This window comes from Actinomyces provencensis, from assembly GCF_900155435.1.
Taxonomy (GTDB): Bacteria; Actinomycetota; Actinomycetes; order Actinomycetales; family Actinomycetaceae; genus Pauljensenia; species Pauljensenia provencensis.
Map to the genome: position 1 here is coordinate 2,986,322 of NZ_LT700212.1, position 22,313 is coordinate 3,008,634.

At 71.0% G+C, this 22,313-nt stretch carries 17 protein-coding genes and 2 tRNA genes; 13 read left to right on the forward strand and 6 right to left on the reverse strand.

Features of this window, described 5'->3' with window-relative positions:
- Nucleotides 1–521: 521 nt before the first annotated feature.
- The 4 genes from BQ9890_RS12970 to BQ9890_RS12985 all read right to left on the reverse strand — a co-directional run bounded on the left by BQ9890_RS12970 (nucleotide 522) and on the right by BQ9890_RS12985 (nucleotide 6,575).
- On the reverse strand, nucleotides 522–1,940 hold the full coding sequence (locus BQ9890_RS12970) for a multicopper oxidase domain-containing protein (RefSeq protein ID WP_075892052.1): 1,419 nt from the start codon (nucleotides 1,938–1,940) through the stop codon (nucleotides 522–524).
- A 271-nt stretch (nucleotides 1,941–2,211) separates the two neighbouring features.
- On the reverse strand, nucleotides 2,212–3,639 hold the full coding sequence (locus tag BQ9890_RS12975; protein ID WP_230297949.1) for a hypothetical protein: 1,428 nt from the start codon (nucleotides 3,637–3,639) through the stop codon (nucleotides 2,212–2,214).
- Nucleotides 3,636–5,015, reverse strand: coding sequence for a hypothetical protein (locus BQ9890_RS12980; RefSeq protein WP_075892056.1), 1,380 nt, complete (start codon nucleotides 5,013–5,015; stop codon nucleotides 3,636–3,638). The genes BQ9890_RS12975 and BQ9890_RS12980 overlap by 4 nt, the downstream gene beginning before the upstream one ends.
- Before the next feature lie 834 nt (nucleotides 5,016–5,849).
- A complete protein-coding gene (locus BQ9890_RS12985) occupies nucleotides 5,850–6,575 on the reverse strand; it encodes a transposase (protein WP_075892058.1) in 726 nt (241 codons plus the stop codon).
- A gap of 182 nt (nucleotides 6,576–6,757) precedes the next feature.
- On the opposite strand from BQ9890_RS12985, the gene BQ9890_RS16490 reads away from it, so the two are divergent.
- Nucleotides 6,758–7,444, forward strand: a complete 687-nt coding sequence (locus BQ9890_RS16490; protein ID WP_230297950.1) for an AAA family ATPase — start codon at nucleotides 6,758–6,760, stop codon at nucleotides 7,442–7,444.
- The gene (locus tag BQ9890_RS16495; RefSeq protein ID WP_230297951.1) at nucleotides 7,425–7,970 is read left to right on the forward strand and encodes a DUF4143 domain-containing protein; all 546 of its coding nucleotides are present in this window, start codon (nucleotides 7,425–7,427) and stop codon (nucleotides 7,968–7,970) included. Before BQ9890_RS16490 ends, BQ9890_RS16495 begins: the two co-directional genes overlap by 20 nt.
- A gap of 85 nt (nucleotides 7,971–8,055) precedes the next feature.
- On the opposite strand, the gene pgm is transcribed toward BQ9890_RS16495, so the two are convergent.
- Nucleotides 8,056–9,726, reverse strand: coding sequence for a phosphoglucomutase (alpha-D-glucose-1,6-bisphosphate-dependent) (gene pgm / locus BQ9890_RS12995; RefSeq protein ID WP_075892060.1), 1,671 nt, complete (start codon nucleotides 9,724–9,726; stop codon nucleotides 8,056–8,058).
- A 320-nt stretch (nucleotides 9,727–10,046) separates the two neighbouring features.
- Here pgm and BQ9890_RS13000 point away from each other — a divergent pair, with 320 nt between their 5' ends.
- From BQ9890_RS13000 to BQ9890_RS13020, 5 genes are all read left to right on the forward strand, one after another.
- A complete protein-coding gene (locus BQ9890_RS13000) occupies nucleotides 10,047–11,477 on the forward strand; it encodes an AGE family epimerase/isomerase (RefSeq protein ID WP_075892062.1) in 1,431 nt (476 codons plus the stop codon).
- A gap of 450 nt (nucleotides 11,478–11,927) precedes the next feature.
- Complete coding sequence (locus tag BQ9890_RS13005; protein WP_075892064.1) at nucleotides 11,928–12,671, forward strand: gamma-glutamyl-gamma-aminobutyrate hydrolase family protein; 744 nt, start codon at nucleotides 11,928–11,930, stop codon at nucleotides 12,669–12,671.
- A 55-nt stretch (nucleotides 12,672–12,726) separates the two neighbouring features.
- Entirely contained in the window at nucleotides 12,727–13,707 is a 981-nt protein-coding gene (locus BQ9890_RS13010; protein WP_143226355.1) for a glutamate ABC transporter substrate-binding protein, read from the forward strand.
- 20 nt (nucleotides 13,708–13,727) lie between these two features.
- Nucleotides 13,728–14,369: an amino acid ABC transporter permease gene (locus tag BQ9890_RS13015; RefSeq protein WP_075892066.1), complete on the forward strand. Its 642-nt coding sequence runs from the start codon at nucleotides 13,728–13,730 to the stop codon at nucleotides 14,367–14,369.
- Complete coding sequence (locus BQ9890_RS13020) at nucleotides 14,366–15,244, forward strand: amino acid ABC transporter permease (protein WP_075892068.1); 879 nt, start codon at nucleotides 14,366–14,368, stop codon at nucleotides 15,242–15,244. Before BQ9890_RS13015 ends, BQ9890_RS13020 begins: the two co-directional genes overlap by 4 nt.
- Before the next feature lie 112 nt (nucleotides 15,245–15,356).
- Here BQ9890_RS13020 and BQ9890_RS13025 read toward each other — a convergent pair whose 3' ends face one another.
- Entirely contained in the window at nucleotides 15,357–16,469 is a 1,113-nt protein-coding gene (locus tag BQ9890_RS13025; protein WP_075892070.1) for a zinc-binding dehydrogenase, read from the reverse strand.
- Nucleotides 16,470–16,566: 97 nt separating this feature from the next.
- Here BQ9890_RS13025 and BQ9890_RS13030 point away from each other — a divergent pair.
- The 6 genes from BQ9890_RS13030 to BQ9890_RS13050 all read left to right on the forward strand — a co-directional run bounded on the left by BQ9890_RS13030 (nucleotide 16,567) and on the right by BQ9890_RS13050 (nucleotide 22,055).
- Nucleotides 16,567–16,656: transfer RNA gene (locus BQ9890_RS13030), tRNA-Ser, on the forward strand.
- A 53-nt stretch (nucleotides 16,657–16,709) separates the two neighbouring features.
- Nucleotides 16,710–16,798, forward strand: a tRNA-Ser gene (locus BQ9890_RS13035).
- Between the two features lie 248 nt (nucleotides 16,799–17,046).
- Complete coding sequence (locus BQ9890_RS16500) at nucleotides 17,047–17,259, forward strand: hypothetical protein (protein ID WP_230297952.1); 213 nt, start codon at nucleotides 17,047–17,049, stop codon at nucleotides 17,257–17,259.
- Nucleotides 17,260–17,265: 6 nt separating this feature from the next.
- The gene (locus BQ9890_RS13040; RefSeq protein WP_326844930.1) at nucleotides 17,266–18,726 is read left to right on the forward strand and encodes an MFS transporter; all 1,461 of its coding nucleotides are present in this window, start codon (nucleotides 17,266–17,268) and stop codon (nucleotides 18,724–18,726) included.
- Between the two features lie 30 nt (nucleotides 18,727–18,756).
- Nucleotides 18,757–20,142 carry a M20/M25/M40 family metallo-hydrolase gene (locus BQ9890_RS13045; RefSeq protein ID WP_075892074.1) on the forward strand — a complete coding sequence of 462 codons (1,386 nt, stop codon included), beginning with the start codon at nucleotides 18,757–18,759 and terminating at the stop codon, nucleotides 20,140–20,142.
- Between the two features lie 230 nt (nucleotides 20,143–20,372).
- A complete protein-coding gene (locus BQ9890_RS13050; protein WP_078062461.1) occupies nucleotides 20,373–22,055 on the forward strand; it encodes an amidohydrolase in 1,683 nt (560 codons plus the stop codon).
- Nucleotides 22,056–22,313: the final 258 nt, after the last annotated feature.

Sequence of the window (22,313 nt, forward strand, 5' to 3'; positions counted from 1 at the left end):
TCGGGGTTTTTCTGGGTGGGGTTGTTGCGTTCTGGCATGCCTTACCGGCTTTGGGTACGTCTTACTGCGATTGGGCACGGGATATATCCCTGTCCCGAACGCAGTAACCCTTGCCCAATACCAACAACCCGTACCAAAACGGATTCCTCCGATCTGCGCGCGAGGTCCTGACCTCGTCCCCGGTCCTGACCCCTGCGCCGACACTGCCGCGGGCACAGGCACAGCCGCAGCCACAGCTGTCTCCCCGTTCCCAGCCACAGCCCCCGTCCCGTTCCTGGTCCTGGCCCTCATGCTGCTGGATGACCGCAGCCGCGCACCGGCCCAGGCTCCACGGCCTCGGCACCGCGATCCCCGACCGATCTCCCCGACAGGGGTTCCGACCCACTCCGGTCCCACCGGGTCGAGTGGTCGCTTGGTCGTGGTTCTGTTCCGGGTGCTCGGGTGCTCGGGTGCTCGGGACCCCGGGTGCCCGGATACTCGGCCCGGGCCTCGTCCAGGGGGCGAGTGTGGGCCCGCGTCCGCTACTGCGTGACCTCGAAGAACCCGTGTGCGCCCTTCTCCGCCAGGCTCATGGCGTGGTTGACGAAGGCGTAGCGGCCCGGCTCGTGGGCGGTGAACTCGACGAAGCCACCCTGGGCGGGCAGCAGTGGCAGCACCTGGGCGCCCGTCTCTCCGCGGGTGACGCCGTCGGTGGAGGTGCCACCGGAGACCGAGGCGTGGCCCTCGCTCCACACCGTGTCGAACTGTGCGCCGACCACGTGGAAGGCCAGGGGCTGGTTCGGTCCTGCGTCGAGCACCCACACCCGCACCTTCTCCCCGACCCGGGCGGGCAGCGGATGCGCGTCGTACTGGAAGGCGCGCCCGTTGAAGGTCATGATGTCGGGCACGAGGCCCGCAATCCTCGTGGCGTCGGCGACGTCACCCTCGGCCCCCAGGTACTGCTCGCCCTGGACGAGGACGTACTCCCTGTCCGCGGGCGCCAGGTCGTCGGGCTCGATGACCACGGCGCCGTACATGCCGTTGACGATGTGCATGGACATCGGTGCCGTCGAGCAGTGGTACATCCACACCCCCGAGCGCTTCGCCGTGAACGTGTACTCCAGGCTCTGCCCCGGGTCGATGGTGCGCATGGGCTCGTCGGGTGCGACGTCCCCGGCGTGGAAGTCGATGGAGTGGCCCATCGACCCATCGTTGACCAGGGTGATGTGGAAGGTGTCCCCGACCTTCCCGCGCAGCACCGGGCCGGGCGCGCTCCCGTTGTAGGTCCACACCGTGTGCGTGACGCCGGGTGCCAGGGTGTCCTGCTGCTCGGTGACGCGGAAGGTGTGGTGGTGCTCGGTGGAGTCCTCCGCAGCGGGCAGCTCGGCGGGGTGGGGGTCGCTGGTCCGTGCCTGCTCCAGCAGCTGGGTCGCGCTGGGCACCTGCGCGCTCGCGGAGGAGGTGCCGTCATGGGCGTGGTCGCCCGACTGGGTGGCGTCCGTCCCCGTCATCGACGAGGGCGACCCGGAGCCTCCCACGGCCCGGATCTCCAGCGTCATCCCCATCTGGCGATGACCGGGCAGCGAGCACCAGCCCTGGGTGTCGGCACCGATGACGCCGGCGTCCAGGGTGGCCGCAGCACCCGGGGCGATCGAACCGGTCTCCGCCCCGGAGGCCAGGACGAGGTCGTGGTACTGGTCGCCGGTGTTCTCGAAGGTGATGACCAGCTGGTTCCCCGCAGGCACCTCGATCGACGAGGGCGTGAACGCCATCCCCTCGACCCGGACGGTGACCTCGGTGGTCTCACCGGTGGGGGTGACGCTGCCAGAGGTGCTACCTGCGGACTGGGAGTCGTCGGTGGACCCGGGTGAGGAGGTGTCCGGGCGCAGCGCACCTGTCGGGTCCGCCAGCCACACGGCCAGGGTCGTGGAGACGACCAGCAGGACGCCCATGACGGCCATTGCTGCACGTGAGAGCCCATCGCCGCCACCGGCCGGTGGGCGCGGGCCCCGGCGTGCGGGTCCCCCGCCGGACCCCGTGCCTGACCTGGATCCTGCCCCTGCCCCTGCCCCTGGCCCCGTGCCTGACCCTGAGCCTGGTCCTGACCCGGGTCCCGCGCCGGATCCCGTGCCCGCGCCCGAATCGGTGCTCGGTCCGGGACTCACGGGCGTTTCCGAGCCGGCGTCGCGTGCACGCCCATCAGGTGACGTGGGGGAGGAGGGGGTGGTGGGCTCATGCATCGGGGTCTCCGGGGTGCGGGTGCGGATCAGCCGGCTGGGACGGGGTCGGCGTGGTCGACGGTATCAACGGGACACCCCGGGGCCGTGGGATCCCCGGGGGCGCACCGAGGGTTGCACGGGCGGCGCGGGCCTGGATCACGCCCGCACGCGCGAAGAGCACGATGTCGGCCACGAAGGTCACGAGCACCAGCACCCACCACAGGGTGCGAGCCGCCGCGGGTGCGCCCTCGATCGCTCCTGCGGGTGTGGAGGAGGCAGTCACGGTGGGGGAGGAGAGAGCAGTGGCCGCCGTCGTGGCCGCCAACATGACCAGGGCGGTGTTGCGCACGACCAGACGCGCGACCGAACCTCGTTCCAACTCGGCGATCCCGGTGCGCACCACCGACGGACCTCCCCCGATGACCACCGGCATCAGGTAGGACAGTGCGCCGACCAGCACCTGCAGCAGGCCGCCCGCCCCCACCACCGGCAGCCACGACAGGTTCGCATCTCGCAGGGCGGTGGCATCGGGTGCACGGAGGGCATTGACGCCCACGGCGACCGCTCCCATGAGGAGCCAGACAACCCCCGCGGCGGTGGACCAGGAGGGATGGGCCGCAGGGGCCTTGGCAGCGGCGGCTCGGACCAGGGGCACCAGCACCCCACCCCCTGCGGCCACGACCGCCAGGAGCACGCCGATGCCCACTCCCGGCATCCACTCGATCACCGCGCAGGTCGCGGCCCCCAGGATGCCCACCACCATCATCGGCAGCGCCCCCAGGGAGAGGCGCACCGCTGCGGGATCCATGCGGGTGCGCAGCATGGTCGGGCCCAGGGTGACCAGCGTGCCCGCCATGGTCAGTCCGATCCAGCCACCCACCCCCACCAGCGCATGGGCCACCGTCAGTCCGTCACGGGAGTCCAGGAGCCACCTCGGTGCCTCCTGCGCGAACATGGCCACGGTGATGAGTCCGGCCACGGTGGCGCCGATGACCAGATGGGCGGCGGCCGCGACGTAGTAGCGGATCACCACCGCGAAACGACTGGCCAGGCGGGTCCGTGCGGCCAGCACCAGGGCGGTCCCGTGCCAGGCGATGACCAGCCCGACCAGCGTCGCGCCCACCACCGTGGCGACCACGGTGGCACTCCACATCCCCGCCACCAGCACGAGGAGCGCGGCGTTGAACACGAGGATGCGCACGGTATTGTCCCGGCCCGAGCGTCGGTCCCCGGGGGGCAGGTGGAGCAGGGCGCGGGCGAAGTACCAGGACCACTGGAGGATGGCATTGCTGAGCACACCCAGGGTGACGACGTGGACCATGGTCCACAGGGGCTGGGGGAGCACGCCGCGCAGACCGAGCCCCACGGCCATCACGACCACGGCCACCAGCATCCACGCGGTGGTCAGGCGGTCGGTGCGCGCGACACGGGAGGTGTTCATGACGTCGCTCCCGACCGGTCGCTGCCGGTGGTGCCGGCGGTGGTTCCGGTTCCGGTGGCGGTTCCGGTGGTGGCGCATTCGTCTCCGTCGGCGACGCACCCGGAGACGCGGCGGGAGGCACGCACGATCAGGGAGACGGTCGTGACCACGAAGGTGAGCATCGCGACCACCCCGAGCGCGCCTCCCAGGCGCCAGGCTCCTTCGGCGGCGCGCACCCCGGAGACCACGCGGACAAGCAGGCCGATCTCCAGCAGTGCCCACACTGCCCACATCACCGGGTGGTAGGGCAGCTGGCGGCGCGCAATGGCAGGCACGATGATCGGTGCGTGGGCCAGCACCATCGACATGGTGAACCCGATGGTCAGTGAGTGCACCGCGATGTCGTAGGGATGTCCGGAGAGGGCGGGGCCGGCGACGAGCCACATGAGCGCCGGGACCAGCGCCCACGCGTAGCCGGTGAGCATGCTGGCGCCCGCCAGGCGGGGCAGGCCCGTCAGGCGCACGGTGCGCCGGGCGACGTCGTGCCAACCGACATCGACCACCAGCGCCGCCAGGGCCGCGCCGAGCAGCGTGTACCCCCATCCCGGGGCGGCCAGGGTCAGCGGCAGGGCCAGCACCAGGACGAGGGCCTCGGCCAGCACGCGGGGCTCCGTCCCCGGGGAGAGGAACGCGATGCGCGCCAGCTCCAGGCGCTCGCCGACGATGGTGAGCACCAGGAAGCCCAGCCACCACACCACCACGAGGGCGACGGGCAGGCCGCGCGTCCACAGTGCGATGCCGCCCAGACCGCACACGGCCCCCAGGAGCTGCACGAGCAGGGCGATGGAGCGCTGTCGGCGGAACCAGACGACCAGGTAGATGGCGCAGAGCGCCGCCATGGCCAGGCACCAGGCCAGTCCGGGCAGCAGGCGGGGGATCGCAGGGGAGGAGGCGCCCAGCAGGGAGGCGAGGGTGGTGGCGACCGGGGAGTCCGGGTCCGTGAGGAGGGAGGACGCCGCCACCTGGGCCAGTACGAGGGCGCCGCCCAACCCGCTGGCCAGGGGTGCCACATATGCCCACAGCGGTGCGTGGACCGATCGTTGACGCGGACCTGCTCCGGGAGAGGCCGACACCGCGGTGCCCGCCGCGGAGGCGCTGGACGTGGAGCTGTCGGCACCGGAGAGGTCGGGGGGTTTGGTGGGTGCGCCGGACTGGAGGGCGACGGCGCGCTCGAGGCAGATCGCGGTGCCCAGGAAGCCGAAGATCATGAGGACCCCGTGCACGTCGGCCAGTGGCGCCGAGATGACTGGCGCCAGGGCCCCCAGGCGCAGCAGCGCGGCGTTGAGGCCGGCCAGCAGGGAGACCATGGCCAGGAGCAGCAGGGCGAGGCGTCCCACGGGGAGGCGGGGGGCCGCCCGGGGCGGAGATGTGCGGAGTGGAGATGTGCGGAGCGGAGCGAGACCGGGCGAGGGCGCGTGCAGCGTCGTCGCCTGCGGTGGGTCCGAGCCGGGTGGGTCCGAGCCGGGTGGGTTCGAGTCGGTTGGGTTCGAGTCGGTTGGGTTCGAGCCGGGCGGGTCCGTTCGCGGGGTGGTCACGAGCGGTGCGGTGGTGCCCGGAGCCGTCGACGGGCCCGGAGACTGCTCGCCATCCGCAGCCCCGTCCGGTCCCTGTCCTCGCCTCGCATCCACCTCTCCAGCCTATGGGTGCAGGTTGCATCGGCGGGAGCGGGACTTCTCACGTTCTTGGTGGTGGTCAGCGCATGGGACTGGCGGCGCACGGCTGGGCCGGTGAGGGGGTCCCCAACCACGTGCAGCGGTGATGTCCAGCAGTGTCGGCGTCTGACCGTCGATCGGGGTCTCGGTGCGTGCATCGGCGCAGGCGCGTTCCCACCCGCCCGTCGGGCGCAGCGGGAGAGTCGGCCGGGCATGCTGTCGTCGCCAGTCGAAGGTGCGCACACAGAGGTGGAGCAGGCTCGGCAGATCGGCACCAGCGTCCCGGAGCAGGTGCAGGTGCAGGTTGACCAGATCGTGCGTTCGCGCGTTGGCAGGAACGGCGACGGCGTGGAGTTTCTGCACGACCTGGTACTACGGGTCGACCAGTTCGGCGAGAGCGCAGTTCAGCGAGGGCGGAGCGGGCGCCGAACTGTGCGAATGGAGAAACTCCTCAGTCTCTGGTGGAGAAGTCCATCAGGATGTAGTGGAGAAATGCGGCGCTCCTGACTCTTGTGTGGGTCATTGGCGGCCTGGGAGGGTGGGGCGGTGGCCTCCGAGGGTGAGCATGGCCATGGCGATGAGGGGCTGGGCTGTGTGGAAGCCGAATGCGACGCGGGTGATGAGGCGGATCTTGGTGTTGGTGGACTCGATGAGCCCGTTGGAGAGGTTGTGTTTGATCGCGGCGAGGATCCGGTCTCGGTGTTTGACGATGGTCTTGGACAGTTTCACGAACGCGGGGATCTGGCAGCGTCGCGCCCAGCTCAGCCACTTCTCCAGCGCGTCCACGGCGGCGTCGTAGGGAAGCTGGAACACCACACGTAAGCCCTCCTTGAGCAGGTAGGCGCGATGCAGCCTCGGGTCGGTCTTCGCGATCCACTCCAGCTTGACCTGCTGGTTCTCGGTCAAGTTCTCCGGGTTCTTCCACAACGAGTACCGGGCGCCCTTNCCGTGGCGAGCCCAGGGCACGTGGGAGACCACGACGCCGTGGTCCCGGCACCGCACCCGTGGACACTCCGCCTCCACGAACGCCTGGATCCAGCCCAGATCCAGGCTCCGCCACCGGCGCCTGCCGGGACCAGGATCGTAGCCCGGGCTGCGCCGCCGACACACACCACAGCGACCACGCTCACGCGAGCGAGGCCGCACATGCGCGATCAGCGAGCCGGCGTCCTCATCGAACTCAACCCGCTCAATCACCGCCTTGTCGATCCCGAGCAGAACCCGCCATATGCTGACATCACGCACGCCGCTTCTCCTGACCACAGGTCCTGTTGCCTTCGAACAGCTCAGAACCTATGCAGGAAGCGGCGTGCGACCCACTCCGACGCGCACACACACCCACAGATACGTCAGGAGCGCCAGAAATCCACTGGGTTCGCACAGGCTCGGTATGTGGAGAACTAACGACCCGCGTCGTGGATGCCGAGTTGGCGGAGACTCTGAGTTCAGCCGGAGCACTGCCCGTCCAGGGGGCACGGGCGACAGGGACGACGGAGTCGGCTCGACGCCTGGCCGCATCGGAGCTGAGGCTGGACTCCGCGGAGCCGCGTGCGCTGTTGGCGCGCGAACAACCAGCAACCGCGCTGCCCGGGGATGCCCCGCGCCTGCTGGACGAGTGGGAGCTCGTCCCGGGCCTCTGGAACGAGGCGCGCCATGCCGTGGACGATCGGAACCTGCCCGGGCAGTTCATCCTCGCCGGTTCTGCCAGCCCGGACCGCGATCCGCTCCGACATTCCGGTGCTGGCCGCTTCCGGCACGTCCTGATGCGGACGATGACATTCGCCGAGACCGGGCATGCGACCGGAGCGGTCTCATTGAGGGGACTCTTCGACGGACCCCCGCAGGACCTCCCGGAGTCCCAGATCGACTTCCCGGCGGTGGTCAACAGGCTGGTCGTCGGCGGATGGCCGGGATGGTCAGCCCGGGGCGAGGAGGCGGCTCGGGCACAGACGCGGTCATACGTGGAGGACATCTCGGAGTACGACTTCCTGATCGTGGGCGGCACCCGACGTGATCCCCGTCGCTTCAGTACGTTCCTGCGCGCGCGCCGGGCTCAGCGCTCAACCCGCGACCTTCGCGGCGATCACGCGTCGGATGCAGGAGTACGCCACTGATCGCGTGGGCTCCGCCGCCGCACCTGAGCTCCATGAGCTGGCCCAACGCCTCTACCTCGTCGAGGACCAGCCGGCATGGTCACCGAGACTGCGTTCGCGCACAGCATTGCTGCAGATTCCCACCAGGCCCTTGGTGGATCCGTCGCTCGCTGCGGCGCTCCTGGGCGCGGGGAGCGATCGTCTGCTGGTCGAGCGGGAGACCCTGGGTTTCCTGTTCGAGTCGCAGGTGGTCCACGACCTGCGGGTGTTTGCCCAGGCGATGGGTGCCCGCGGGGTGTTCCACTACCGGGACGCGAAGGGGCGCGACGAGATCGATGCTGTCGTCGAGGCGCAGGACGGGGCCTGGCTGGCCATCGAGGTGAAGCTGGGTGAGGGCGCGGTCGATGCGGCAGCGCGCAACCTGCTCCGTGTCACGGCGAAGATCGAGCGCCCGCCGCTCGCATGTGTGGTCATGACGCCGACGGGAGTCGCCCACCGGCGTGACGACGGCGTCCTGGTGGTCCCGCTGACGGTGCTGGGTCCCTGAGGGACCGGAGCCGCCCTCGTCACTTGTACGAGGGCGGCCCCAGCGCCAGCCCCAGCGCGGGAGCCAGCACACGACGCGGCGGGGCTCAGCCCAGGGCCGCGTCCACGACCGTCTTGGCCTCGGCCTGGACCTCGTGCAGGTGGTCCTCACCCTTGAAGGACTCGGCGTAGATCTTGTAGACGTCCTCCGTGCCCGAGGGGCGTGCGGCGAACCAGGCGTCCTCGGTGACGACCTTGAGGCCGCCGATGGGGGCGTCGTTGCCGGGCGCGCGCACCAGCTTGGCGGTGATCGGCTCACCCGCCAACTCGGTGGCGGTGACGTTCTCGGGGGAGAGCTGGGCGAGACGCGCCTTCTGCTCCTTGCTCGCGGGGGCGTCGATGCGTGCGTAGGCCGAGGCGCCGAAGCGCTCCACCTGCGAGTCGTGCAGCTGCGAGGGGGACGTGCCGGTGACCGCCAGGATCTCGCTGGCCAGCAGCGCCATGATCAGGCCGTCCTTGTCGGTGGTCCACACGGTGCCGTCCTTGCGCAGGAAGGAGGCCCCGGCGGACTCCTCGCCGCCGAAACCGACCTCACCGGTCAGCAGCCCGGGGACGAAGTACTTGAAGCCGACGGGCACCTCCACCAGGCGACGCCCGATGGAGGCCACCACGCGGTCGATCAACGAGGACGACACCAGGGTCTTGCCCACGCCCGCGTTCTCGCTCCACCCGGGCCGGTGTGTGAAGAGGTACTCGATGGCCACCGCCAGGTAGTGGTTCGGGTTCATGAGGCCGTCGGGGGTGACGATGCCGTGGCGGTCGGAGTCCGCGTCATTGCCGGTGGCAATGTCATAGGGGGTCTCGCCCTTGGCGTCCGGCGTCATGGCTCCGCGCAGCGAGGCCATCGCGTAGGGCGAGGAGCAGTCCATGCGGATCTTGCCGTCCCAGTCCAGGGTCATGAACTTCCACGTCGGGTCGACCTCGGGGTTCACCACCGTGAGGTCCAGGTCGTAGCGCTCGGCGATCGCCGCCCAGTAGTCGACGCTGGCCCCGCCCAGCGGGTCGGCGCCGATGCGGATGTTCGCGTCTCGGATCGCGTCGATGTCGATGATGGAGTCGAGCTGGCTGACGTAGTTGGCCAGGAAGTCGAACTTGTGGACCTTGGGGTGGTCGAGCAGGGAGGAGCCGATCGTGCGGGGCACGTCGCGCCATCCCTGGGCGAGGATCTCGTTGGCGCGGGCGGCGATCCACCCGGTGGCGTCGGAGTCGGCGGGGCCGCCGTGGGGCGGGTTGTACTTGAACCCGCCGTCGCGGGGCGGGTTGTGGGAGGGGGTGACGACGATGCCGTCGGCCAGGCCCGGGCCGCTCGTGCGCAGCTCACCGGGGGCACCGTTGGCGTTGAGGATCGCCAGGGACACCGCGGGGGTCGGGGTGTAGGACTCGCGGGAGTCGATCTCCACATCCACCCCGGCTGCGGTGAGGACCTCCACCGCCGTCTGCCAAGCGGGCTGGGACAGGACGTGGGTGTCACGCCCGATGTAGAGGGGGCCGTCGTATCCCTGGGCCGTGCGGTACTCGACGATGGCCTGGGTGATGGCGACGATGTGGGCCTCGTTGAACGCGGCGTCCAACGAGGAACCCCGGTGGCCGGACGTCCCGAAGACGACCTTCTGGTCCGGGTTCGTGACGTCGGGCTCCAGGTCGTAGTAGGCGGCCACGACGGCCTGGGGGTCGATGAGGTCTTGCGGTTGGGCGACGGTGCCAGCTCTCTCGTGCATGCCCCCAGTCTTCCACCTGGCGCGCGCGGGCGGGGAGGTTCCTCCCGCTGGGTGGACATGGATGCCCCTCTCTCTCCCGTGGCGCCGATGTGGCCCGGGCAGCCGGCAGGGGGCCGGCACCCGATCGAGGGGGGCGGGTGCGCCCTCGTCAATGCGGATCGACCCGATCGTTCCGCGAGGGCGCACGGGAGCGATACCCTGAGTGTGGCGCCGACCACTGCCGCGAGCCGACGTCTGCGGCCGAGCCCGGAGCCCCTGCGTGACGACGCCGTGCGCGCAGGTCGGACACGTCGACGATGACGTCACGCAGGAGGCACGCGATGGGATGGTTCGACTCGATCGAGCACAACAGGTGGCTGTCGGCCCAGATGCAGGACCTGGTCGACGTGGCCCGGGGGGCGACGGTCCCCACGGGCTTCGCCCACCTCGACGCCGAGGGCCGGGCCGACACGCAGCGCCCCGTCGACCTGGCGATCACGGCCCGCATGACCTACGTCTTCTCCCTGGGCACCCTCATGGGGATCCCCGGGTGCCGGCGCCACGCCGACCACGGGGTGCGTGCCCTCACCCGTTGCTTCGCCGATCCCGTCAACGGGGGGTGGATGACCCTGGTCGGTCCCGAGCCGGACGCCGAGGGGCACGGAGTCCCCTGGGACGGACCCGAGGAGCACAAGTCCCAGTTCCACCACGCCTTCCTCATCCTGGGTGCGGCGGCCGCTGCGGTCGCGAGCCGCCCGGGTGCCCACGAACTGCTCGTCTCGGCCCTCCACGACCAGGAGCGCCACTGGCTGCGTCCCGACGGGCTGGTCGCGGACACGCTCGGTGCCGACCACTCGCCCTTGGGTGGGCCGATGACGCTGGGTGCCCTGGTGCACACGGTGGAGGCCTACCTGGCGGCCGCCGAGGCCACCACGGACCCCGTGTGGGTGGAACGCGCGGAGGCCATGACGAGCTTCGTGCACGACCGTGCCGCCGAGGCCGACTGGAGGCTGGGGGAGTACTTCGACGAGGACTGGAACCCCATCCCCATCGGAACCGGTGCCTCGACGCCGCCCGACGTCACCTGGCCCGACGTGCGGCGCACCTACCGGGGCAGCGTCATCGGGCACTCGATGCAGTGGGCGCGGCTCGCACTGCAGGTGCGCGCGGCCCTGCGCTCCATGGGACGACCCCAGCCCGCCTACCTCCTGGAGATGGCCCAGGAGATGTTCGAGCGAGCCCGCGTGGACGGGTGGCGGCGCAACGGTGAGGCCGGGTTCGCACTCACCGTCGACCGGGAGGGGTTCCCCTTGGAGACCGGTCACCTGCAGTGGGTCGCCTGTGAAGGAGTGTGTGCCACGGTTGCCGTGCGCCGGGCCCTCCTGGACGACGGGGCCGGGCAGGGGGACGTGGAGCACTACGCCCACTGCTACCGCTCCTGGCTGGACTACCTCCACGACCACGTGATCGCTGCCCCCGGGGTGTGGGTGGGAGCCCTGGACGAGCACAATCAGCCGGTCGCGCACGTGGGGTCGTCGGAGCCGGTGGCGGCGCCGGGCCGGGAGGGGGCGACCGCGGGGACGACGCAGGTTGCGGGGCCGGTCCAGGCCGCGCCCTCGCGATCAGACGTCTACCACGCCGTCCAGACGCTGCTGATGCCGCGGGTCCCACTGTGGCCGCCCTTCGCCTCGGCCGTCTCGCGCGGGCTGCTGGACAAGCCGGCCCAGCCCCCCGCGGACAGGCACTCCTGGAACGTGTTCACGCGGCGGTGAGGTGACCGGCCGGGCCACACCGCCCCGGCCCTGACGCCACCCCACCGGCACTCTGACGCCACCCCACCGNACACGTTCCAGGAGTGCCTGTCCGCGGGGACGACGCAGGTTGCGGGGCCGGTCCAGGCCGCGCCCTCGCGATCAGACGTCTACCACGCCGTCCAGACGCTGCTGATGCCGCGGGTCCCACTGTGGCCGCCCTTCGCCTCGGCCGTCTCGCGCGGGCTGCTGGACAAGCCGGCCCAGCCCCCCGCGGACAGGCACTCCTGGAACGTGTTCACGCGGCGGTGAGGTGACCGGCCGGGCCACACCGCCCCGGCCCTGACGCCACCCCACCGGCACTCTGACGCCACCCCACCGGCACCCTGACGCCACCCCCGGGGTGTCACGGAAGACCGACCGGTGGGACACCGGTCGCGGACCTGTGGTGGGTGATGCCAGTGTGGTCGCATGAGCACCCGTCCCACCGGCCGCCCGCGACTGTTCGTCTCGAACGTCGTGAGCTCCCGCGTGGGTGTGCACGAGTTCCACCAACTGGTCACCCTGCTCTCCTCGCGCCTGGTCGAGGTCGCCTCGCGTGACTGGGAGGTCACGTGGGCCTTCGCCCAGGACGAGGGCGTGCGCGCCACCGTCTCCCGCGCCCGCGAGGCAGACGCGGTCGTCCTGCTCGGCGGCGAGGACGTCTCGCCCGACCTCTACGGCGCGACGACCGGCTACCCGGGGGAGTCCCGGCACCACCACGGCGGCGACCTGGCCCAGATCGCAGTGGTCCGTGACGCAGTGCGCAGACGCTCGCCACTGCTGGGCATCTGCCGCGGTGCCCAGATCATCAATGTGGCCCTGGGTGGCACCCTGGTCCAGGACCTGGAGGTGCCCGGTCACCGGACCGACACCCTGCTCCAGGACCTGAACTTTGCCCGCCATGGACTGGTCGTTGACCACACGCGCAGGCTGTCGCGTGCCATCCTTGACACAGAAGTCCATTCCGCGCACCACCAGGCCATCGACCGGCTGGGGGAGTCCCTGCTCCTGACGGCAACCGCCCCGGACGGTACCGTCGAAGCGGTGGAGCACACCTCCGCACCGGTCTACGGGGTCCAGTGGCACCCGGAGGACCCGGCTTCCGACTCGGGGCCCCTCGGGGCCCTCCTCGACCACCTGCGCATCGTGACCCGGGAACGGGTCGCAGCGTAGGGACGCATCCCAACCGCGGCGCCCACCAGGCACCGCACCGACACAAGGAGAACCGATGAGTACGACACGGCACCACCTGGCCAAGCGACCCCTGGCCGCACTCGCCATGGGAGCCGCCGCGATGCTGGCGCTGTCCGCCTGTGGTGGCGGCTCCGAGTCCGGTGAGTCCGGGGAGTCCGGTGCAGCCGCCGGCGGCGGTTTCGAGTCCTCCGATTCTGCCTACGACGCCATCGTCAACGGTGGCCCCGTGGCCGATGACTCGGCCATCGAGGCCAGTGAATGGGCAAAGGCGGTCAAGGAGTCGGGCACCCTCAGGGTCGGCGGCACCGAGACCTCGACCCTGTTCTCGAACCTGGACCCGACCACCGGGGTCGTGACCGGCTTCGATGCCGGCCTGACCCAGCTGCTGGCCCGCTACATCCTCGGTGATGCCTCCAAGACGGCCCTCACGCAGGTCTCCGTGGACACCCGCGAGGAACTCCTCGTCAACGGTCAGGTCGACATCGTCGCCGCGACCTACTCCATCACCCCGGAGCGTCTGGAGCGCATCAGCTTCGCCGGCCCGTACTACTCCTCCCAGGCAGGCATCCTGGTGAAGGCGGACAACACCGACATCAACAGCGTGGATGACCTGGCCGGCAAGACGGTCACCACCCAGGCCGGCTCCACGGGTGAGACGACCATCGCCGAGTTCGCACCCGAGGCCACCGTCCTCGCACTGCCCGACAACGCCCAGGCCGTGCAGTCGGTCGAACAGGGCCGCGCCGACGCCTACGTCATCGACCAGACCCTGCTCCTCAACAATGTCGTGAAGGCGCCCGACCAGCTGAAGGTCGTGGGCGAGCCCTTCGGTGACGCCGACCTCTACGGCCTGGGCGTGCCCAAGGACTCCGATGCGGTCGCATTCATCAACGACTTCCTCCAGAAGATCGAGGACGACGGCACTTGGCTGAACCTGTGGAAGCAGACCATCCAGGCCCAGACCGAGATCAAGACGGAGCCCACACCCCCCACCATCGGCGAGGGCATCAACTGAGTCCGGAAGGCGACTGAGACATGGTCCTGTGGGAGTACCGCGGGGAGTTCCTGGCCGGACTGGGAGTCACCCTGCAGCTGACGGTGTTGGCCTTCATCGGTGCCGCCGTCGTGGGTACCCTCATGGCCGCGTTCCGCATCAGCCCGATCGCGCCCCTGCGCGCGGTCGGGCTGGTGTTCGTCGAGATCTTCCGCAACGTGCCACTGATGAGCCTCATGATCGTCGTGGTCTACGCGTTGCCCGAGATCGGCATCACCATGTCCTTCAAGACCTCGGTGATCGTCTCGATGATCTGCGTGGGCGGCGCGTTCCTCTGCGAGGCGGTGCGCGGCGGGATCAACGCCGTCCCTGCCGGGCAGATCGAGGCCGCCCGCTCCCTGGGGTTCACCTTCTCCGGGGTGCTGGGCCGGGTGGTCCTCCCCCAGGCGGTGCGTTCCATGGTCCAGCCACTCGTCACCGTGTTCATCGGGGTGCTCATCAGTTCCTCACTGGCCGGTGTGGTCGGTGTCCGCGACCTCACGGCCACCGTCTCGTGGATCAACAACCAGGAGGCGCGCGGCCTGGAGACATTCCTGGTCGCCGCCGTCATGTACCTGGTGATCGCCCTGCTTGCCGGGGCCGTCGGTGACCGCCTCGAGAGGAAGCTGAGGGTCCTGCGATGAGTGCTGCGACGACCACTCGGGCCCGGAGCGTGAGCACGGGTCCCACCGCCCTCTTCGATGCGCCCGGTCCCCGGGCGGTGGCGCGCATCCGCTGGATCACGGCCGTCTCCCTGGTGCTCGTGGCGTTCGGCATCGCCTACGCGGTCTACCTCTTCGGCGTCAACGGGCAGCTCGCGCCGGAGAAGTGGTCGGCCTTCCTCGAGCGGCCCATCCAGCGATACCTGCTCAAGGGCCTGCGCAACACCATGCTCGGGGCTCTCGGCGCGGCAGTCATCGCCTTGCCCCTGGGTGTGGTCTTGGCGTTGGGGCGCCTGAGCGGGCAGAAGCTCCTGCGCTGGGTCTCCACCGGGTTGATCGAGTTCTTCCGTGCGATGCCACTACTGCTGCTCATCTACATCTTCTTCATCGCCCTGCCCCGCTACGGCATCAACCCGGACCTGTACTGGAAGCTCGTCATCCCCATCGGCCTGTGCTCGGGTGCCACCATCGCCGAGGTGTTCCGCGCGGGCATCCTGGCCCTCCCCGCCGGGCAGGGGGAGGCTGCGGCAGCTGTGGGCATGACCGGGGGACAGGCCATGCGCTACGTGATCTTCCCCCAGGCGGTGCGTCTGGTCATGCCCGGTCTCCTCGCCCAGGTCGTGGTCCTCCTCAAGGACACGACACTCGGGTACGCAGTCTCGTACTCGGAGCTGCAGTACTCGGCGAAGGTGTTGGTCTCCTCCACGGGTAACCTCATCCAGACCTATCTGCTGGTCACGGTCATCTACATCCTCATCAACCTGGCGATCTCCAAGGCCGCAGAGGCATGGGGCCGTCGTAGCCAGCGCCGCTACGCCCGGGCCGGGGCCACGCAGGTGGCCACTCGCATGCGCTGAGGGAGGTGCGGTGCGGGGTGGCCCGACAGTGACGAGGGCGGCCCCACTCGCGTCGTCGGTGCCTCCCGTTCCGGATGACCGTCCCGCTCCCGCAGGGCTCCTGTGACGACTCTCAGGGGAGCAGGACGCGTGACCCGATCCGGCCACCGGCCCTCATGGACTCGTGGACCCTCGCGGCTTCCTCCAGTGGAGCCACCTCCGCCAGTACCGGGCGCACCAGACCACGGCGGACCAGGGGCCACACCCAGGTTTCCAGCGAGTCGCAGACCTCGGCGCGGCGCGCGCTGGTCTGGGAACGCAGCGTGGTGCCGCGCACGGTGAGGTTGCGCATCAGCAGACGCCTGAGGTCGATCTCCCCGACACCACCGCCCAGGAGACCGATGACGATCAGCGTGCCGCCCTGGGTCAGGGCGTTGAGGTTGGGGCCCAGTGACCCCGCACCCGTCACGTCCAGGACCAGGTCCACGCCGCGTCCGTGGGTGTGGGTGGCGATGAAGGGCGCGAGTTCGTCGTGGCGGTCCAGGGCCGCATGGGCCCCGAGGGAGACACAGGCGACCGCGCGCTCGGGGGATCCGGCCGTGGCCAGGACCCGGCACCCCAGCGCGCGCGCGACCTGGATGGCGATCGTCCCCACCGAGCCGGTGCCGCCCTGGACCAGGACGGACCGGCCCTCGTTCTCGGCGGGGTCGCGGGAGAGGCCGCCGACCTCGACCAGGTTGAGCCAGGCGGTGGCTGCTGCCTCGACCAGGGTGGCCGCCAGGACGTGTGGGGCCAGTTCCCGGGGGACGCGGGTCTCCAGGACGTCCTCGTCACTGAGGGGGGAGAACCCCGGGGTGAAGCGTGGGTCGGCTGCGGGGTCGAGGGAGGTGAGTGGGAGTGGGAGGACGTGGCTCTCCTGGACGAGGCAGAGGTCGGCGCAGGCGCCGCCGGTGACCAGCGCGCACACGGGGTCGCCCACCCGCCACCGGGTGACGCCGGGTCCAGTGGCAACGACGGTGCCCGAGCACTCCAGGCCGAGCGAGACGGGCGCGCCGGAGGGAGGGGCATAGTGCCCCCGGGCCTGGGCGACATCGGCGCGGTTGACGCCTGCGGCCAGGACCCTGATGAGGACCTGGCCCCCGCCGGGTACGGGGTCGGGGGAAGTCAGGAGCGCGAGCCGGGAGTCCAGGCGCCGGACCGATGGGTCCCCGGGGGTGGTCTCCGAGAGGGGGGTGAGGCAGCGCATGTGTCCATTGTCTCGCCAAGTGGTGGACATTGCTCGGGCCGGTCCGTGGGTCGGGCGGTTCCGGACGGCCTCGCCGAGCGGTAGGATCGTACGGCTTGGAGAGCTGACCGAGCGGCCGAAGGTGACGGTCTTGAAAACCGTTGTGCCAGCAATGGCACCAAGGGTTCGAATCCCTTGCTCTCCGCCACTGGGCCTGCGATTGGCGGGGTGACTCGCCGATTCGCTAGTCTGGTCCGCACTGGAGACGTCGCATAGCCAGGTCGAGTGCGCCTCCCTGCTAAGGAGGTAGGGGTTCACGCCCCTCGAGGGTTCGAATCCCTCCGTCTCCGCTGGAGAGCCCCGGGATCGTTCAGATCCCGGGGCCTTTCATCTTCAACGGCGCGGATCGGTGGTTCCGTGCCCTGCCCCGTCGTGTGGTGGCCGACCGTTCCCCGTTCCCCACTTCCGGGGCCCGGACCGGGTGCAGGAAGGACAGGTGGTCGGTGAGGGTACCAGGAGGAATGCCTCTCGACCAGCACACTTGACCACCGCTTGGTCGACGATTGACACCCTCCATGCCCGTTCTTAGGGTCGTCGCATGAAGCGATTCCGCGGGCCGACTGCCGCCCCGGTGCAGCCCGGGACCCGGTCACCCGGGCCCGTGCGGCGCGGCGCCCCTGACCCCCGAACAGCCGACGTCCCCGGTGCCAGCCGGGTGCCCGTGGTCGGCATCGCGGCCGCCGGCATGACCGCACTGGTCGGTTGGCTCGTGGTCATCGAGTTCGTGTCCGGCATCATCCAGGGCTACTAGACGCCCCTGTACACCGACATCGCCCGCCACCTCGGCATCCACGACGCGGACGTCAACATCTTCGAGGCCGCCCAGCTCATGGTCTCGGCGGTGTGCGTACCGATCTTCGCCAAGCTCGGGGACACACTCGGGTACCGCAAGATGCTCCTGTGGTCCTCCGTGGTCACCGCCGTGGGTAGCTGGGGCATCGTGGTCATGCCCAACTACCTCACCTTCACCATCGCCTGGGCCGTCCAGGGCGCGTACGTCGCCTGGCTTCCCCTCGACGTCGCGCTCATCAGCGCGCGGGCCAGGCAGTTCCCCGACGCCCACCGGCTGACCACGAAGGGAGCGGGCGTGATCGTCGCGGCCCTCCAGGCCGGTGCGATCACGGGTGCCGTCCTCGGCGGGCAGCTGGGCGTATTCGCCCCGACCCACATGCCACTGGTGCTGGCCGTGCCCGCCGTCTTCGTCACCGTCGTCGTCCTCGTCGTCGCGACCCGCGTGCCCGAGGCACCGGAGATCCCCGGTGGCCGCCTGGACCTCCGTGGTGCGGTGCTGGTGAGCCTGTCCCTGCTGGGCGTCGGCACAGGCCTGACACTGGTGCGTCTGCAGGGACTGACCTCACCGTGGGCCTGGGGACTCGTGGTGGTCGGGTTGGCACTCCTGTGGGCGTTCGTGCGTGTGGAACTCCGGGCCGATGACCCACTCATCGACGTGCGCGTCGTGCGCGGCACCCAGCTGTGGCCCGTGGTCGTCACCTCGGGCCTGTTCGGGGTCTCCGTGCTGGGGGCGCAGGGATCGCTGTCGACCTTCGCACGCACCGATCCCGAGGTCTACGGCTACGGGCTGGGCCTGAGCACCATCGGGGTGTCGGTACTGATCCTCGGCTACGTCCTCGCCACCTCCACCGGAGCCCTCCTGCACTCCCGCATCGCCCTCGTCCTGGGAGGGCGCAGGAGCCTCGTGCTGGCGAGTCTCCTGGTCGCCACCGGGTACCTCTCCCTCCTCGCGCTGCACACCCACCAGCTGACGATGCTGGTCGGCATGGTGGTCGCCGGGCTCGGCTCGGGCGCCCTCGTCGCAGCGCTGCCGGCCGCTGCTGCCTCCGCGGCCCCCCATGACCGCACGGGCGTCGCCACGGGGCTCACCAACACGACGAAGACCGTGGGCGGGATGGTCGCCTCCGCGGCGTTCGCGGTGGCACTCCTGTCCGGCAACCACGACACCCTGGCGGGTGAGGCCGGGACGGCGGGTTCCTTCGGTGGGTACATGACGGTGTGGATCGTGTGCGGGGTGACGGCGCTCGTCTCCGTCGGCTTCCTGCTCATGGCCCCCGCAGGCTCCTTCGAGGGTGCCCCGGACGCCGTCGCCACCGGGCTCACCCGCGAGGACGCCGGTGGCACCGACCCGGACGGTGACGGCGACGTGCCCCCGGGGACCACGACGGCCCCTCTGGGGGAGACCGACCTGGGCGCGCCCGCATGAGGGTGCACCCGTCCGCAACGAGGAGAACACATGCCCGTCGATGACGAGACCTCAGTGGCGACACCCACGGTGGCCGACAAGCTGAGGAGGGCCATCCGCGTCCCCACCGTGTCCGTGAGGGGGCAGGAACCGGGCAGCGCCCCGGCCTTCGCCGCCCTGCGGGAGCTGATCGCCGGCGAGTGGCCCCATGCCCGTGACGTGCTCGACGTCGAGCTCGTCTCCGGTGCGCTGCTCATGACGTGGAGCGGGTCGGACCGCTCCCTCGCCGACCACCCCGCGGTGTTCATGGCCCACCAGGACGTCGTGGGCATCACCGGCATCGATCCCGCCACGGTGACTCCGGAGACCCCGGCACCCGGGTGGGCCTTCCCGCCCTTCTCCGGGGAGATCAGCGAGGGTGTCGTGCGTGGCCGCGGGGCACTGGACGACAAGGGATCGCTGTGCGCGCTCATGGAGGCACTCGACCGGCTCGCGGCCTCCGGTTACCGACCCGCACGTGACATCGTCGTCAGCCTGGGCTGCGACGAGGAGCAGGACGGGAGTTCGGCGCGGGCCGTCGCTGAGGTCCTGCGCGAGCGGGGGATCCGCCCCTGGATCGTGCTCGACGAGGGCGGCGCCGTGGTCGAGGGGGCACTGCCCGGGGTCCCGGGCCGCATCGCCGTGGTCGGTGTCTCGGAGAAGGGTGTCGTCGACCTGCGCCTGACCGCCTCCGACGCCGGCGGCCACGCCTCCACCCCGCCGCGCCGCGAAGCGACCTTCCGCCTGGCTCGCGCGATCACCCGCATCGAGCACCACCCCTTCCCGGTGCGTCTCTCCGAGCCGGTCATCGCCATGCTCGAGCTGGCCGCGCCCCACGCGGAGGGCCCACTCGCCAAGGTCTACGCCAGGGCACGCACCCTCGCACCCGCCATCGCCCGGGTCCTGGCCGCCAGCGGCGCCGAGACCGCCGCCCTGGTCCGCACGACGGTCGCCGTCACCCAGCTGTCCGGGTCGGCGGGTCTCAACGTGCTGGCCACCTCGGCCAGTGCGGGCCTGAACGTGCGCGTCGCGGTGGGGGAGAACCTCAAGGGCACACTGGCCAGGATCCGCCGGGTCGTGCGCGACCCGGCGGTGTCCGTCGAGGTCGTCTCCGCGAGTGAGCCGTCCCCGGTCTCGCCCTCGCAGGGCGCCCAGTGGGAGGCGCTGAACGGTGCGCTGGCCACCTCCCACCCCGGTGCCGTCCTGCTCCCCTACGTCCAGTTGAGTGCCTCGGACTCCCGCCACTTCACCGGGATCAGTGACCACGTCTACCGGTTCACGCCCTTCGAGATGTCCGCCGACGAACGCGCGACGATCCACGGCCCCGACGAGAGGATCCGGGTCGGGGCCCTGCAGGACGGCGTGGTCTTCTACGAGGCACTGATGCGCACCATCTGAGGTTCCAGTGGCCGTCGGGGTGGCGACACTGCTCGTGTGGGCCTCCGCTGAGCAGCTCCGGGACTCCGTGCCAGCCCCGCAGGGAGCGGACCTCTCCGGAGGAGCCGGCCACGATCGACGTGCACTCCCGCGCGGCGGCGCCGTGGGGCACTGGTCCCCACGGTGTCCCCGCGCGACCGCGTGGGGAACGCCCCGACCCCGGGGGACCGGGCCCCACTACCATTCCGCACATGGCCGACCTGTTGATCCGCGACGTCCGGATCGTCCCCTTCCGTGACCGGGACGAGCTCTCCCGCACCTACTCCACGAAGGCCCACACGACACGCGCCGATGCTGCCCGGCTGCGCGCCACCGACGCCGCTCACGGGGTCGGAGCGGGCGACCCGGTGGACGTGCTCATCCGGGGTGGCCGCGTCGTCGAGGTCGGGACCCGCCTGCACCACCCCGGCGCGGACCGGGTCGACGGGGGCGGAGCCTTCGCGATCCCGGGACTGTGGGACGCCCACGCCCACCTCGACCTGGAGGCCGCGCGTGCCGGCCGCCTCGACCTGCGTGCCACACGCTCCCCCGAGGACGTGCTCGCCCTCGTGCGGGACGCAGTGGCCGGCCTGCCCGCACACGAGCGCACCCGGGGGACCAGTGTCCAGGGTTTCGGGTTCCGCCTCTCGACCTGGTCGCGCACCCCCGGTGTCGCCGAGCTCGACGCCGTGTCCGGTGACGTGCCGGTCGCCCTCGTCTCCGGGGACGTGCACTCCGGGTGGCTGAACTCCGCCGCGTTGCGCGCCCTGGGAGTCCCGGACCCGGGCGGCCCCCTGCGTGAGGACCCCTGGTTCGACACCATGAACCGCCTCGACGAAGTGCCCGGCTCCCGCGAGCTGCGTGAACGCGGTTACCGTTCCGTCATCTCCGACATGTTGGCGCGCGGGGTCACCGGCGTCGTCGACATGACGCAACCCGCCACGGCCTCCGACTGGTCCGAGCGCGTGACGGGCTGGGCGGCCGCCTCGCCCACAGCCGGCGCCGGTGGGGCCACGGGGATGGTGCTGCCCCGCATCCGGGCGGCCATCTACCGCGCCCAGCTCCCCGGGTGGGTGGAACTCGGGGTGCGCACGGGCGATCCGCTCCCGGGCTCCCCCATCGACGAGGGCGGCCACGCCCTGTTCACGCAGGGTCCGCTCAAGGTCATCGCCGACGGGTCGATGGGCACCTGCACGGCCTTCACGCACGACGCCTATCCCTCCTCCCTCGGGCTGGCACATGACCACGGCGTGGAGAACATGTCGCGTGAGGAACTGACGGACCTGCTCGCCGAGGCCACCGCGGCGGGCTTCGACATGGCGGTCCACGCCATCGGGGACGCCTGCCTGGAGGACGTTGCCGCCGCCTTCGGGGCGACGGGGGCGCGGGGCCGCGTGGAACATGCCCAGCTGTTGGGCGCACCCGGTGGACCGGGCGGGGACGCCGCCCTGGAGGTCCTGATCCGGGGTGGCATCGAGGTCTCCGTGCAGCCCGGGCACCTCCTGGACGACTGGGCAGCGGTGTCGCGGGTGTGGCCGGGCAAGGAGTCGCGGTGCTACGCCTTCGCCGACCTGGTGGGGGCCGGCATCCGGCTCCATCTCGGCTCCGATGCGCCGGTGGCGCCGCTGGACCCCTGGCTCGCCCTGTCGGTGGCGGTGGGCCGGGTCGTGCCCGGCGGGGACGTGTGGGGACCCGAGCAGCGCCTGACACCCGAGGAGGCGCTCGCGGCATCGGTGGACGGCTGCGGGCCGGTGGCGGTGGGATCGCGCGGGGACATGGTGCTCTGCGCGGAGAACCCGCTGGCGCCTGCACCGGATGCCGCCGAGGCCGCCGCACGCCTGCGCGAGTTGCGGCCCCTGGCGACGGTCGTGGCCGGTGGGGTGGCTGCGGGCTGACACGCACGGCGGGTGTGCCCCGGGCGCCAACTCCCCGTCGAGAGGCGGACTTCTCACCGAACGGTGGGGGTATGGGCCCTCCACTCGGTGAGAAGTCCACCGTTCGACGCAGGCCGGTCGGTCGACGGGCGTCGGGTCGGACACAACCGCCACCCGCACCGACTCCGCGGGTGTCCCGTGTCACACTGGGATCGGGCACGTCCGCGGTCCAGGCGAGGTCGCCGGGTGGCCCCACGGGCGAGCCGGGTGACCGCACGG

Coding starts and splice junctions, on each gene's coding strand:
- BQ9890_RS13020 (WP_075892068.1), top strand. CDS start 14,366: ATGAGTGCTGCGACGACCACTCGGGCCCGGAGCGTGAGCACGGGTCCC.
- BQ9890_RS12975 (WP_230297949.1), bottom strand. CDS start 3,639: ATGAACACCTCCCGTGTCGCGCGCACCGACCGCCTGACCACCGCGTGG.
- BQ9890_RS16500 (WP_230297952.1), top strand. CDS start 17,047: ATGAAGCGATTCCGCGGGCCGACTGCCGCCCCGGTGCAGCCCGGGACC.
- BQ9890_RS13025 (WP_075892070.1), bottom strand. CDS start 16,469: ATGCGCTGCCTCACCCCCCTCTCGGAGACCACCCCCGGGGACCCATCG.
- BQ9890_RS13045 (WP_075892074.1), top strand. CDS start 18,757: ATGCCCGTCGATGACGAGACCTCAGTGGCGACACCCACGGTGGCCGAC.
- BQ9890_RS13050 (WP_078062461.1), top strand. CDS start 20,373: ATGGCCGACCTGTTGATCCGCGACGTCCGGATCGTCCCCTTCCGTGAC.
- BQ9890_RS13015 (WP_075892066.1), top strand. CDS start 13,728: ATGGTCCTGTGGGAGTACCGCGGGGAGTTCCTGGCCGGACTGGGAGTC.
- BQ9890_RS13010 (WP_143226355.1), top strand. CDS start 12,727: ATGAGTACGACACGGCACCACCTGGCCAAGCGACCCCTGGCCGCACTC.
- BQ9890_RS13000 (WP_075892062.1), top strand. CDS start 10,047: ATGGGATGGTTCGACTCGATCGAGCACAACAGGTGGCTGTCGGCCCAG.
- BQ9890_RS16495 (WP_230297951.1), top strand. CDS start 7,425: ATGCAGGAGTACGCCACTGATCGCGTGGGCTCCGCCGCCGCACCTGAG.
- pgm (WP_075892060.1), bottom strand. CDS start 9,726: ATGCACGAGAGAGCTGGCACCGTCGCCCAACCGCAAGACCTCATCGAC.
- BQ9890_RS12970 (WP_075892052.1), bottom strand. CDS start 1,940: ATGGCCGTCATGGGCGTCCTGCTGGTCGTCTCCACGACCCTGGCCGTG.
- BQ9890_RS13005 (WP_075892064.1), top strand. CDS start 11,928: ATGAGCACCCGTCCCACCGGCCGCCCGCGACTGTTCGTCTCGAACGTC.